We start from the raw sequence: 12,482 nt of genomic DNA on the forward strand, positions 1-12,482 counted from the left end.
TATTGCGGCGGCCGTTTAGCTGGGTTTTTCCCAGGCGCGCCAATCAAGCTTACTGTCCTCGGTTTTGCGCAGAAACACCGTCTGGTCGTCGTCCTGGCGTTTGCCAAAGGTCACGTCGCCGCGGCAATCCAGGCATTTGACGGAAGTGTATTTAAACTTATCCTGGGCGACCCGGGCCGTCAGGTCCAGGTTATCGGAGCCGCAGAGGCCACACTTGGGCACATCGGGAAAGCTAAGCCGGTCGTACTCGGCTACCACTTCGTGGAAGTTGGCGCCCTGCACCGTGAAGTGAAACTGGCGGCGCCCAATGCGCTTGGAGACCATCATTTGTAACATACTGGAAGAGAGTTGGAAGTGTAAAATGCCTCTGCGGCTGTTCTATGCAACACCACAAGCACCCCGATAAGTGCCCGATTGACTAATTAAATTTGCATCATACTAACTAAAATAGCAAACCCAACGCCCCATTTTCGCTGAAAAACCGGGCGTTGGGTTTGCGTTACCCGCTTGCCCGGAACTACAGCCCGGGCAATGACGGGCAGGTCAAAGCTTTACAAAGCGAATGGTGCGCTGCTCACGCCCGGCGCTGACGGTGCACGTGTACACGCCTTTTACCAGCAGGCCGGGCTGCAGGCGCACGGCCGCCGCCGTAGTGGGCGCTACCTGCTGCTCCGAAACCAGGGCACCGCGCGCGTCATAAATCCGCACGCGCAGGGGCACGGCCTGGAAGCCCACGGCCAGTTGCAAGTACAGCTCCGTTTCTTTTACCGGGTTAGGATAAATAAAGAGGTCCTCGCGCGCGGAGGTGGTGGCCGCCGCCAGCGGGGTACCGGGGTTCGCCAAGTTATACGCCCGCACAAAGTTGGGAATGCCGTAGCCGACCTCATCGTTGGGGGTAATAGCGCGCGTGCCCGAGCGTTGCAGAAAGCTGATGACCTGCTGGGCCGTGAGCTGTGGATTAGCCTGCCAGAAGCCGGCGGCCATACCCGCCAGCACCGGGCAGGAATACGAAGTGCCACTACCCCGGTTTACGCTGCCATCGGGCGCTACAATGGCGGTTTGCAGGCCCATGGCCGCCAGGTTCGGCTTGATACGTCCATCGGCCGTGGGTCCGCGGGAGCTGAACGAGGCCCGGACCAGCAGGGAATCAACGGCGCCTACGGTCAGGATGGAATCGGCATCGGCCGGGGCCGTAAGGTAGCGCCAGGAATTATTGCCCTCGTTGCCGGCGCTGTTCACCACCAGCATTCCTACCCGCGCGGCCACGGTAGCAGCCCGGGTGGAAATAGCGGTGCGGCCGTTTAAGTCGGCGTACGTGTAGTCAATCGAGGGATAATCGAAAGTGGTATAGCCCAGCGAGGAACTGATAATGTCGACCCCGGCCGAGTCGGCGTACTCCGCCGCTATCAGCCAATTGGCTTCCTCCACCGGATGCTCGGAGTAGATATCTTCCGTGATGCAGAGGTGGTAGGTAGCGTTGGGAGCCGTCCCGATGTAAACGCCCGCCTGGTTGCCGGCCATGGTAGAGAGGCAGTGGGTCCCGTGGTTGTTGCGCTGGTAGACGCTCGTGTTTTTGTCCACGAAGTTAAACGTACTGGCCAGGCGCTGCTCCTGCCGCAGCCGGGCAAAGGCCGGGGCGGTATCCACGCCCGGAAAACCCGCGTCGAAGACGGCAATCTGCAGGCCCTCACCCCGAAAGCCCGCGTCGTGCATCTGCACGGCCCCGAGCATCTGGCCCTGCGTGAAGGCCTTCCCGTACTGGCTGCGGGTGCCGCGCTCCTGAGTTGTGGGCGACTGGTCCCCCTCCCCACGCTTGCGAGTGCCCGCCCCTCCCCGGTTCAGGGTGCGCGCCGCGCGTACGCAGGGCAGCGCCTGCACCTGCTGCAGCGTGGCCGAGTCGCACGCCACGACGGCGGCGTTAAACCAGCGCGAGGTGTACCAGAGCTGGGCGCCCGGCACGGCCTTGAGTTGCTGCACGTAGGCGGGGCTCACCGGCAGGTCGCGGGGTAGGATGGCAATATTCTGCCGCTGCCGGCGCTGCACGGCCCGGGCGGAAAGAAACGCCTGGGGCTGGGTAACGCTATAGGGCGTACCGGCTTTATCTTTGAAATAAATCAGGTGCTTGCGCACCGTACCCGTGGGGGTCGCGGCCCCGGGGGCCGCCGCGGACGGGCCACCCGTCCTGGCCGTCGCGGGCAGGGCCTGGGGGCTCAGGCCAGCCACCAACAGCAGGCGAAAAAAGAGACGAGATAGTACCATTCAAATGCCGAATTGACGTGCCGGAAGATACGAAGGAATCAAGTGGTTTGTCCTTTTCGGAGGCGGTTTGCACCCGCTAGCTTAGCCCGACGCCTCCGTAACCGGCTGAAGCGAACGTTTGGCAGGTCCGGGGGCGGCGGGTTACCTTGCCTTACTTACCGTAGTCAATCAGCACCTCGCTACGCGACTGGCCCTGCTGCTTAAAGGCCGGGTTGCACCCTACCGCGTCGCAGCGGCTGATAAAGCGCCGGCGCACCCGGTACACGGGCCCTACGCCCCGGGCAAACGTGGTGCGCACAACGGTGGTGTACGCCGCGTTTACGTCCTGGGCCACGTCGTTGAGCGTAGTGACAGTGTGTTCGTACTGGTAGGTTTGACCGCTGCGCGTAATGCTGAATGGCTGCTCGGCGCCCACATAGAAGCGGTTAACCACCGTGATGGAATCCAGGGTATTAAACGCATTTACATTCCAGGTCTTGCCCTCCTGCACCGGGAACACCAGCTCCACCGTGCGGCGGTTATGGCGCTGCTCAGTCAGGGCCCGGCCGGTGTTGGTCACGGTTATCACCGAGTCAACCCGCCAGGCATCCGTGGCCAGGGTGCGGCGGGAACGAATAATACGGTAGGCCGGCTGTCCGGTCGCATCGGGCTCCAGGGCCGAGTCGACCTGCTCTTTAAACTGAAACCGACTGACGGTGGGCACATTGGCCTGGTATAAGCTATCTACTACGTCGTAAATGCGGTAGGCGCCCAGTTCCAGGGGGTAGTAGTCCCGGCCCTGGTCCGGCACAGCTTCCGTTTCATTCTGGCAGCCAGCCAGGGCCGTCGCGCCCACCAGCAGCGGCACCAGCCCCGCCCGCCCGGGAAACGACAAAAAACGCGGTAGTAGCGAATAGGTCTTCTTCATAGTAGCGCAATACGTGGGGAAAATACGACAGGGTGAGCATATTTCCGGCCAGCTCCCGCCTAAACCTTACGGTAACCCGGTGGGGGCCGGTTCGCGCCCAACGCACGAGGCGCGAACCTTCGTTCGCGCCTCGGGTAGAAAGCCGGACTTACTCAGCGGCTACGGCCGCAGCCAATGGCTCGGGAATTTCGCCAATGGTGTGGCGCTCAATCCAGCCCCCCCCCAGCACATCCTGGCCGTCGTAGAAAACAGCGGCCTGGCCGGGGGTGACGGCGTGCACCGCTTCCTCGAAGTAGATATACATCTTGTCGCCCTTCTGCTCCAGGAAAGCCGGGGAGCCATCATGATTATAGCGGATTTTAGTGACGCTGGGCACCAGGCCCCGCCCTTCGAGGGAGGCATACTTGCCCATGTTGAGCTTGCCTACTACCGTGCGGGTGCTGGCCAGGTCGTCGAAGTTGCCGAGCACTACCCGGTTGGTTTCCGGGTCGATGGCCGTCACGTAGGCCGGGAAGCCCAGGGCCACGCCCAGGCCTTTGCGCTGCCCGATGGTGTAGAAGGGGTAGCCTTCGTGCTTGCCTACCACCGTGCCGTCGCGCAGCACAAACTCGCCGCCGGCCACGCGCTCCTCCAGCCCCGGCACCCGGCGGCGCAGGAAGCCGCGGTAGTCGTTGTCGGGAATAAAGCAGATTTCGTAGCTCTCGGGCTTGTTTACCAGCTCGGTGAAGCCCCGCTCGCGGGCGAAGTCATAAATAGCGGTTTTGCGCAGCTGGCCCAGCGGGAACAGCGTGCGGCTCAGGCTTTCCTGCGTGACGCCCCACAGGGCGTAGCTCTGGTCTTTGTTTTCGTCGATGCCCTTGCTGATAACGTAGCGCCCGTTTTCGTGCCGCACCTGAGCGTAGTGGCCGGTAGCAATAAATTCGCAGCCCAGCTGATCGGCGCGGCGCAGCAGCGCGTCCCACTTGATATGGGTGTTACAGAGTACGCAGGGGTTGGGCGTACGGCCCGCCAGGTATTCCTCCGTGAAGTTGCTGATAACAAAATCCCCGAACTCGTCGCGGATGTCGATGATGTAGTGTGGGAAGCCCAGTTCCACGGCGATCTGCCGGGCGTCGTTAATGCTGTCGAGGGAGCAGCAGCCGGTTTCCTTCTTGCTGCCGCCCGCCGAGGCATAATCCCAGGTTTTCATGGTCATTCCCACTACCTCGTAGCCCTGCTCGTGCAGCAGCACGGCGGCCACGGAGCTGTCGATGCCGCCGCTCATGGCAACCAGCACCCGTCCTTTCGTTGTGTTCATACTGAATGAAATTGCGCCCGAAGCGTGAAAGGTTCCGGCCGAATATGCAAAGGTACGTCAATTGCCAGTTTGCCTGGTGATGCGCCGGCAAGTTTGCCCGGAAACGCACCGTTCTGCTCCCATTGGGGAGGGCGTACGCAACGCCGAAAAGTTTTCTTACCGGGTAGAACCATCATTCTGAAGCGCTTGCCTGCAGGCCGGTCGATGAATTCATCTTACGCCCATAAAAATCACCGAATATTGCAGTCGGATAGCGCAAGCGCGGCCGGAACAGGCCGCGGCTCTCGTGTAACTTTCGTCCCTGACTACCCCGCTTATGTCTTTAATTGTTCCCGTGATGGTGCGCGGCATCAATAACCTCTCGGATGCCCGCTACTGCGCCGGTATGGGTGCCGACTCGCTGACCTTCCGCCTGGACCCCGCTTTTGCCGACTACCTCACGCCCGAAACCGTGCAGGAGCTGAGCGGCTGGGTGGCCGGCGTGCAGCTTATTGGCGAATTTGATACGTTGCCGGTAGACCAGATCAATGCCCTGGCCCAGCAATGCGGCCTGCACGCAGTGCTCCTCCACCGCCGCCGACCCGCCGATGAGCTGGCTGAGCTGCTAGTGCCCGCCCTGCGCCTACTTACCTGGATTCCGGACATGGTACCTGAAGATGTAGACCTGTTGCTGCGCGAGCAGGCTCCGCACTTCGCGGGTTTCGTTATAGCCACTGCGCCCGACCCGCTGCCCAACCCGGCCGAAGTAATTCGCCTCACGGAACATGCCCGCCTCTACCACCTGTGGCTGGGCGCGGGCTTTGCTCCCGACAACCTGCGCGCGTACGTGGAGGCCGTAGGGCCGGCCGGCATTGTGCTCCAGGGCGGCGACGAAATCAAACCCGGCCTGCGCGACTTTGACGAAATGGAAGCTGTATTCGAGCAGCTAGAAGACTAGCGTACTCCCTGCGTGTGCCCCCCCTAACGCAGCGCTTACCTGTGGCAAGGAAATGCCGCGTTAGGGGGTACGCCGGTTGGTTAATACCTAAGCCATTACCGTTACCAGCGAATAGAGTGGATCGGTTAAAGACGGGGGCCCCTGGAAAATCAGGTGACTTGCGGCCGTAGCCCGGGGCAGGCTTTTGGTAAACAGCCGCCAGGCCACTTCCCCGGCCAGCTCTACCGCGGCTGTTACCGGGCCGTGGTAGTTCAGCCCTAGCTTCCAGGCTCCCTCGGCACGCAGCAGAAACCAGGTATCTACCCCCGTAATGCCAAAGCGAACCGCAGTACCCTCCGCGGCCGCCACCTCCCGGTAATGATACGGCAGCGCCTGCAGGCAGGTAGCCACGAAAGGCCGGTACAAGGCCGGCTCCAGCAGCGGTGCCTCCTGCCCTACTGCCTGCCGGATCTGCTGCTGGTGGTGCCACTTTTCGGTGTACTCCCTGGCAATATGAAAAAGGTTGGTTGATTCGGCCTCGCCGGCCCAGGCCACGGAAAAGGTAGCCGGCGCAGCCGGGTCCAGAGACGCCAGAAAGGCGTTATAGGCCGGACCTACCAGCTCCAGCAGCCACAGCAGTACCGCTGGGCTCAAACGCTGCCCCGCCTGCACCCAGGAGTTGTTCAGCTCGTTGAGGTAGCGCACCACATCGGGGTACTCGCCGCTGGCCGGGCCGGGACCGGCAAAATGGCCGTCGCGGAGCATGGACAGGCTGCGCAAGCTGCCGTCGAGCAGGTGCAGGGCTACGTCTCGCACGTTCCAGGCAGGCGCCAGCGTCGGCCGGTCCCAGTCAGAAGGCGAAAGGCGGCCGAGCACCTCCAGCAGCAGCCGGTCCAGCTCAGGAAACAGGGGTAGTGTGACAGGAATCGAGGTAGGTTGCATGCCCGAAACTAGCAATTTGCGCGTTTTGTAGCGGCTACCTGTCTGCCTTTTAGGAACGTCTTTCACTTCTCCTTACGGTTGAGCCTGGAGCATGTGGCTCACCCGGCCCGGCCCACGGGCCGCCCCGGGTACCTTCCGGGAGAAGGCTACGTCTGCGCCGTGGGCAGCTACCTCACGCCTAGGTTAGCTGAAACTGCAGGTACTTGATGGGTACACCCAGGGTGCGGTATTTGCGCTCAAAGGTCGTCTGGATGTCCTCGGCGTGCGGGAGCAGTTCGGGCGTCTCGTAGAGGTCTTTGGTGTGGGCGAGGATGGTAGCGCCGGGCCGTTGCTGCAGGGTTTCGAGGGTGAAATCGAACAGCCCTTCGTTATCGGTTTTCAGGTGGACAAGGCCGCCGGGGCGCAGCACCTGCTGGTAGAGGTCCAGGAAGCGCGGAGCCGTGAGGCGGCGCTTGATGTCCCGGTCGCGGGGGCGCGGATCGGGAAAGGTAATCCAGATTTCGTGCAGCTCGCCGGGCGCAAAATGGGTAAGCAAATCGTGGGCGCGGGTGCGCAGGAAGCCCACGTTGGTCAGGCCCAGGGCCTCAGCACGGGTGCTGCCCCGCCAGATTCGCTCCCCCTTGATGTCGAGGCCCAGGAAGTTGCGCTCGGGGTAGCGCTCGGCCAGCCCCACGGTGTACTCGCCCTTTCCGCAGCCTACCTCCAGGGTAATGGGGTTAGTGTTGCGGAAGAATTCTTCGTGCCAGCGCCCGCCCAACTGCTGATACGTGGCTTTACCAGGTTCAATTACATCAGGGCGCTCGGCATTATCGGCGAAGCGCTTCAGTTTTACTCGACTCAAAACGGAGAAATGGTGAGATGGTGAAATAGAGGGTTTGGCAGAAGTGGGAGTGTCATTCCGACCGCAGGGAGGAATCTGGGGATACCCTATAGCGGTTTAACCCAGATTCCTCCCTGCGGTCGGAATGACAGCTTTTACAGCTCCTCGATTTCGGCCACCACAAAAGTACTACCCCCAATGAAGACCACATCATCGGGCGCGGCGGCGGCGCGGGCGGCGGCTACGGCAGCTGGCACGGGTCCATACGCCTGGCCGTGCAGTCCCACGGCGGCGGCCCGCTCGGCCAGCTCTGCAGCCGGCAATGCCCGCGGAATAGTAGCCTGGCAGAAATAGTACGTAGCGTGCTGGGGCAGCAGGCTCAGCATCTTGCTCACGTCCTTGTCATTTACTACCCCCAGCACAATGTGCAACTGCCGGTATGGTAGACGCGCCAGCTGCCCGGTGATAAAACGGATACCCGCTTCGTTGTGGCCCGTGTCGCAAACCACCAAGGGCTGGCGACCCAGGATGGTCCAGCGGCCCCGGAAACCGGTGAGGCGACCTACCTCCCGCAGTCCTTCGCGCACGGCCGCTTCGGGTATCACGAAACCTTGGCGGCGTAGCTCATCCAGCACGGCCAGCACGCCGGGCAGGTTCAGCCGTTGGTAGTCTCCTACCAGCCTCAGGTCCACATCTTCCAGGTAGGGCGCATTCTGGTAGGTCAGGCGGAGGCGTTGGGTGTCGTCTTCGGGGGTAGGCTCGTGCAGCAGTTCGGCGCGGTAGCGGGCGTCGGCAAACAGCAGCGGGGCGCCTTCTAGCTGGGCTTTCTGCTCGAACACCGGGGCTACTTCTGGCTGGGTTTGGCTGATGATGGCCGGTACGCCGGGCTTAATGATGCCGGCCTTTTCGCTGGCAATCTGGGGTAGCGTGTTGCCCAGCAGGTTCTGGTGGTCGAAGCTGATGTTGGTAATCAGGGACACCAGGGGCCGGATGATATTCGTGGAATCGAGGCGCCCGCCCAGGCCGACTTCCACCACGGCAATGTCCACCTGCTGCTCGGCGAAGTAATCGAAGGCCAGCGCCACGCACATTTCAAAGAACGAGGGCTGCACCTCCTCGAAATAGCCGCGCCAGCGTTCCACCCAGGCCACGAGGTAGTCGGGGGCCAGGTCCTGACCATTTACTTTGATGCGCTCGGTAAACTCCTTAAGGTGGGGCGAGGTGTAGAGGCCCACCTTGTAGCCGGCCGCCTGCAGTACGGCTGCCAGTAGGTTCGAGGAACTACCCTTGCCGTTGGTCCCCGCTATGTGTACGCTCTTAAATTTCCGCTCGGGGTTGCCCGTAGCCGCCGCCAGGGCCTCCGTGCGCTCCAGCCCCGGCTTGTACCCCGCTTCCCCTACCCGCTGAAACATGGGCAACTGGTGGTAGAGGTAATCGAGGGTTTGCTGGTAGGTCATGGGTAGCGAAGCGGATATGCAGGCTGCAAAGGTAAGCGGCTACGTCTGCTTTGTGTTTGCCAATGAAAGCACGAAGCGCCGCCCTACGTGGTAGAGCGGCGCTTTCGGCTGTCATTCCGAGCTTAAGCGAGGAATCTGAATTAGCTTCTAGTGAGTAACCCAGATTCCTCACTTCCTTCAGAATGACAAGTTTACTGAACGGTAAAGCGGAACGTGTAGAAACCGGTGGCTCCGCCCTCGGCCGAACTAGTACGGCGGAACTCTACCTTCTCCAGAGCATCGCGGCACATACGGTCTTGCGCGGGCGAGACGTTGCCTGAAACCTTCGTTACCGATTCCACTTCCCCATCGGCGTTGATTTTGATTTTGTAGCGCACGAAGCCGGAATTATTGTCTACTCCAACAACATCTGGCTTGCTGACCACGGCCCAGCCAGCCATTTCCAGGCCGCCGCTGCCGGGGCTGGTTCCACGGCCGCCCTTGCCCGGCTCGCCGGAGTACGCGGTGCCGCCGTAGGTACCGCGCGGGTCGCCTTTGTCGCCCACAGTGCCGGGGTTGTCGCCGTTGTTGTTGCCGGTGGGGGCGTTGCTGGTGCCGTTTACTCCGTTACCGCCGCCATCAGCGCGGTTGGCGCGGGGCGTGAACACGGCCCGCTGATCCACCTTCGGGCGCGGAGGCTCAGGCTTTACTTCTTCCTTGGGCGCCTCGGCTACCTTTTTCGCGGGCGGCACCGTTACGGGGCTTTCCTCGGCCTCACTGGTGACTACCCGCTGCTCGGTGGGCGGTGTAGGGTCAGGTTGCGCCACGGGCCGGGGTGGCGTGGGGTCGGGCTGCGAGGCGGGCGGACGGCTGTCCTCCCGGTTCTTCGACTCGTTGGCCGGGGCCTGGCTTTGGATGTCGCCGGAGCCTACCTCATCCACCCCGTAGTTAAGCTCTACCCCGTCGCCCCCGGCCAGCTCCTCCAGGGGCGGATCGGGGCCTTTGAACACGGTAAAGAAGAACAGGGCAGCCAGCGCCGCATTTATCATCACCGTGCCCAGGAGGGCTTCCCGCCGATGCTCTTCCCGATATTCGGTTGCCATGGGACTTGTCTTTTAAGAGGGCTACCCCGCCGGTAACAACCAGCTGGCAGCTTCTGGTAATCAATACGCCCCGCTCCGAAAAACGGCAGACGGGGCGCTGTGTTGCTATATGTAACGGCCGAACCCGCTGGGCAGGTTCACGAGCCGCTGGCGGAGGTATCAGTCTACTTACCCGACGCTTGCTGAGCCTGGGTAGCCATCACCATCTTTATCTTGAGGCGGTTACCTACCTCCAGAATATCCACCAGCTTCTGCACGTTCAGCGAAGCATCTACGCGCAGCACGGCCGTCGGGCTCTCCAGGCCCTGCACGCGGCGGGCCAACTCGGGCTCCAGCTGATCGGGGGTGATGTTCTGGCGGTCGATGAAGTACTTACCGGCCGCATCCACGGAAACCGTGATGGGCTGCTTCATGGCCTGCTTGCCCGAGCGGGCGTTAGGCAGCATGAGCTTAATGACGTTGGGGTTCACCATGGTCGAGACAATCAGGAAGAACAGCATCAGGAAGAACATGATGTCGTTCATCGAGCTGGTCTCGACGTGGGAAGAAACTTTACGGCGCCGGCTGAGGTCCATTCAATTCTCAATTAAGAATTAAGAATTAGTAATTAAGAATTGAGGCTGGCACGCTCACTAATTCTTAATTACCAATTACTAATTATCCTGCAGGATGTCCATGAACTCGATGGCCGAGTTTTCCATGCGGAACACCATGCGCTCCACCATAATGCTGAGCCAGTGGTAGCCGATGTGCGCCACGATACCCACGATGAGGCCGGCCGCCGAGGTTACCATTTTGGTGTACAGACCGCCCGAAATCTGGGCAATGCCGAAGTCGCCGGTGGAGCTGATGGCGTAAAAGATTTTGATTACGCCAATAATTGTACCCACGAAGCCGAGCATGGGCGCAATACCGGCCACAATGCCCAGCACGTTAATGTTCTTCTCGAGGCGGGCAATTTCAATTTTCCCCACGTTTTCCACGCTGGTTTCGATTTCCTTGAGGGGTAGGCCAATGCGGCGGATACCTTTCTCAATCATGCGGGCCAGCGGCGTAGGGTTCTGGGCGCACAGCATTTTGGCTCCCTGCAAATCGCCCTTCACCATCAGCCCCCGGATACCCGGCATAAACGACTCGGGTACGGCGCCAGCCTTGCGGATGGTCAGGTAGCGCTCCAGAATGATGTAGACGGAAACGAAGAAGAGCAGGAACAGCGGCACCATAATCCAGCCCCCGGCCAGAATCAGGTCGATAAGCGAGAGGCCGGGCGCGGCATTGGCGGCCGCGTTGGCAGCGGTAGCAGCCGAGTCGGCAGCGGCGGGCGAAGCGGCGGGAGCCGCGTCGCTGCCAACCTGGAGTTGCAGCAGCAGGGAGAGCAGGTGCGTCATGCGTGGGATACGGTGAGAAGCAAAAGAATAGCTAAAACACCCAAGGCTTATAATGCTTTGCCTGAGTGTTTTAGCTATTCAAAATTTCGAATTATTGATTCAAGTCTGGTTAGTAGTTTTTAATCCACAGGTCGCCCATGCGCTTGCGCAGGATGCTGGCCTGACGGTCAGCCGAAGCCCGGTCGGGATAGTCGGCTACAGACAGCATGTACTGGCGGCTACCGGGCGCGGGCAGAATAACGCGGGCCGGGTGACCCAGACGCACCAGCGCCTGGCGGCCCTTCTCGGCGTTAGCCAGGCTAGTGTACGAGCCCGCTACGATGTAGTAACGGCCCGTCCGGCTTTTAATTGTCGCGGCCGAGGCCCCGGCGGTTGCATTGGTAGCGGCAGCTTTTTCCCAACCCGGTGCTTTAGGCTTGACGGCGGGCTTGCCTTTTACGGTTTGTACCGGTGCAGCAGCTACCGTCACGGCGGGCTTAATTGCCGAAGCGGGTACTGTGACTTTCGCAGCCGGTTTAACTGCCTTGGTGGGGGTAGTAACGGGCTTGGCAGCCGGCTTCAGGGCTACTGCTTTAGGAGCGGCAGCCGGGGTAGCAGCTTTCTCCCACTCGTCGTTGGCAGCGGCTTCGGCGGCCGTGATGGCCGGCGTAGGCGTAGCGGCCAGCTCCGAGGGCCGGGCGGTATTCACCAGGTCTGCCTGCTGGCGCAATACGGGTTTGGTGGCCAAGGCGGGGGTAGCCGCCGGAGCCTCTGACGTAGTAGCCGACAGCGCGTTCACCCGCAGGGTTTCGGGGAGGTAGCCGAACATATCGGCAAAGATGTAATTGGCCGACAGCACCAGCCCAGCAATAGCCACCGAGCCGATAACGCGGAAGACGCGGGCTGCCCGCGCCGAGCGGTTCGAAGCGAGCAAGGGCGCTGCCACGGGCCGCTCGCGGGCCAGCAGGGCGTCCGTCGCGCGCACGGGGCGCGACACCAGCTCGGGCAGCCCGAAGCTGGCGTTGAGCAGGTTCTGGCCGCCAGTGTACTCGAAATCCAGGCCGCGGCCGGGAGCCCGGCGGAACACGCCTACCCCCTGCAGCTCGGTGCGCTGCCCGGTTTCCAGCTCGGTTTCCATCCGTACCACGGCTTCGCGCACCAGTTGGCGGGCCTGGGCCGTGCTCACATTCAGCTCCCGGCTCAGGGCATCTACCAGCAGCCCGTCGTTGCGGGTCAGGGACTGGTTGAAGGCCACGCGCTTGGCTGGCGGAGCCAGCGTGTGCCGCACCGGATGAATCTGGGCGGGCGCATAATCGGCAATCAGGCCGCCAAAATCGGGGATGATGACGCAGTCATGGTCCCGGAGCAAGGTGCGGATATGGTCAGATAGCATTCTGGAGGAGTAGGCGAGGTGGGAAGAAGTTGAAGCGCAGAG

The 12,482-nt window shown here is 61.7% G+C and carries 12 protein-coding genes; 1 reads left to right on the top strand and 11 read right to left on the bottom strand.

The window, feature by feature from the left end; genetic code table 11:
• Positions 1-15: 15 nt before the first annotated feature.
• From K3G63_RS04355 to mnmA, 4 genes are all read right to left on the bottom strand, one after another.
• Positions 16-336: a hypothetical protein gene (locus K3G63_RS04355; RefSeq protein WP_220612855.1), complete on the bottom strand. Its 321-nt coding sequence runs from the start codon at positions 334-336 to the stop codon at positions 16-18.
• 207 nt (positions 337-543) lie between these two features.
• The gene (locus tag K3G63_RS04360) at positions 544-2,259 is read right to left on the bottom strand and encodes a S8 family serine peptidase (RefSeq protein ID WP_220612856.1); all 1,716 of its coding nucleotides are present in this window, start codon (positions 2,257-2,259) and stop codon (positions 544-546) included.
• A 151-nt stretch (positions 2,260-2,410) separates the two neighbouring features.
• Entirely contained in the window at positions 2,411-3,166 is a 756-nt protein-coding gene (locus K3G63_RS04365; RefSeq protein WP_220612857.1) for a hypothetical protein, read from the bottom strand.
• A gap of 148 nt (positions 3,167-3,314) precedes the next feature.
• Complete coding sequence (mnmA, locus tag K3G63_RS04370) at positions 3,315-4,463, bottom strand: tRNA 2-thiouridine(34) synthase MnmA (protein WP_220612858.1); 1,149 nt, start codon at positions 4,461-4,463, stop codon at positions 3,315-3,317.
• Between the two features lie 316 nt (positions 4,464-4,779).
• Here mnmA and K3G63_RS04375 point away from each other — a divergent pair, with 316 nt between their 5' ends.
• Positions 4,780-5,400: a hypothetical protein gene (locus K3G63_RS04375; RefSeq protein ID WP_220612859.1), complete on the top strand. Its 621-nt coding sequence runs from the start codon at positions 4,780-4,782 to the stop codon at positions 5,398-5,400.
• A gap of 87 nt (positions 5,401-5,487) precedes the next feature.
• On the opposite strand, the gene K3G63_RS04380 is transcribed toward K3G63_RS04375, so the two are convergent.
• The 7 genes from K3G63_RS04380 to K3G63_RS04410 form a co-directional block, all read right to left on the bottom strand.
• Positions 5,488-6,321 carry a maleylpyruvate isomerase N-terminal domain-containing protein gene (locus tag K3G63_RS04380; protein ID WP_220612860.1) on the bottom strand — a complete coding sequence of 278 codons (834 nt, stop codon included), beginning with the start codon at positions 6,319-6,321 and terminating at the stop codon, positions 5,488-5,490.
• Between the two features lie 178 nt (positions 6,322-6,499).
• A complete protein-coding gene (gene trmB, locus K3G63_RS04385) occupies positions 6,500-7,162 on the bottom strand; it encodes a tRNA (guanosine(46)-N7)-methyltransferase TrmB (protein ID WP_220612861.1) in 663 nt (220 codons plus the stop codon).
• 134 nt (positions 7,163-7,296) lie between these two features.
• Positions 7,297-8,598: a folylpolyglutamate synthase/dihydrofolate synthase family protein gene (locus tag K3G63_RS04390; protein ID WP_220612862.1), complete on the bottom strand. Its 1,302-nt coding sequence runs from the start codon at positions 8,596-8,598 to the stop codon at positions 7,297-7,299.
• A 191-nt stretch (positions 8,599-8,789) separates the two neighbouring features.
• Complete coding sequence (locus tag K3G63_RS04395; protein WP_220612863.1) at positions 8,790-9,680, bottom strand: hypothetical protein; 891 nt, start codon at positions 9,678-9,680, stop codon at positions 8,790-8,792.
• 164 nt (positions 9,681-9,844) lie between these two features.
• Positions 9,845-10,255, bottom strand: a complete 411-nt coding sequence (locus K3G63_RS04400) for a biopolymer transporter ExbD (RefSeq protein WP_110979256.1) — start codon at positions 10,253-10,255, stop codon at positions 9,845-9,847.
• A gap of 78 nt (positions 10,256-10,333) precedes the next feature.
• On the bottom strand, positions 10,334-11,068 hold the full coding sequence (locus K3G63_RS04405; RefSeq protein ID WP_110979255.1) for a MotA/TolQ/ExbB proton channel family protein: 735 nt from the start codon (positions 11,066-11,068) through the stop codon (positions 10,334-10,336).
• A gap of 109 nt (positions 11,069-11,177) precedes the next feature.
• Entirely contained in the window at positions 11,178-12,440 is a 1,263-nt protein-coding gene (locus K3G63_RS04410) for an SPOR domain-containing protein (protein ID WP_220612864.1), read from the bottom strand.
• Between the last annotated feature and the right edge of the window lie 42 nt (positions 12,441-12,482).

Origin of the sequence: Hymenobacter sp. HSC-4F20 (assembly GCF_019599275.1) — a bacterium.
Lineage (GTDB): Bacteria > Bacteroidota > Bacteroidia > Cytophagales > Hymenobacteraceae > Hymenobacter.

Coding starts and splice junctions, on each gene's coding strand:
- K3G63_RS04365 (WP_220612857.1), bottom strand. CDS start 3,166: ATGAAGAAGACCTATTCGCTACTACCGCGTTTTTTGTCGTTTCCCGGG.
- K3G63_RS04380 (WP_220612860.1), bottom strand. CDS start 6,321: ATGCAACCTACCTCGATTCCTGTCACACTACCCCTGTTTCCTGAGCTG.
- K3G63_RS04375 (WP_220612859.1), top strand. CDS start 4,780: ATGTCTTTAATTGTTCCCGTGATGGTGCGCGGCATCAATAACCTCTCG.
- K3G63_RS04390 (WP_220612862.1), bottom strand. CDS start 8,598: ATGACCTACCAGCAAACCCTCGATTACCTCTACCACCAGTTGCCCATG.
- K3G63_RS04360 (WP_220612856.1), bottom strand. CDS start 2,259: ATGGTACTATCTCGTCTCTTTTTTCGCCTGCTGTTGGTGGCTGGCCTG.
- mnmA (WP_220612858.1), bottom strand. CDS start 4,463: ATGAACACAACGAAAGGACGGGTGCTGGTTGCCATGAGCGGCGGCATC.
- K3G63_RS04400 (WP_110979256.1), bottom strand. CDS start 10,255: ATGGACCTCAGCCGGCGCCGTAAAGTTTCTTCCCACGTCGAGACCAGC.
- K3G63_RS04395 (WP_220612863.1), bottom strand. CDS start 9,680: ATGGCAACCGAATATCGGGAAGAGCATCGGCGGGAAGCCCTCCTGGGC.
- K3G63_RS04410 (WP_220612864.1), bottom strand. CDS start 12,440: ATGCTATCTGACCATATCCGCACCTTGCTCCGGGACCATGACTGCGTC.
- K3G63_RS04405 (WP_110979255.1), bottom strand. CDS start 11,068: ATGACGCACCTGCTCTCCCTGCTGCTGCAACTCCAGGTTGGCAGCGAC.
- K3G63_RS04355 (WP_220612855.1), bottom strand. CDS start 336: ATGTTACAAATGATGGTCTCCAAGCGCATTGGGCGCCGCCAGTTTCAC.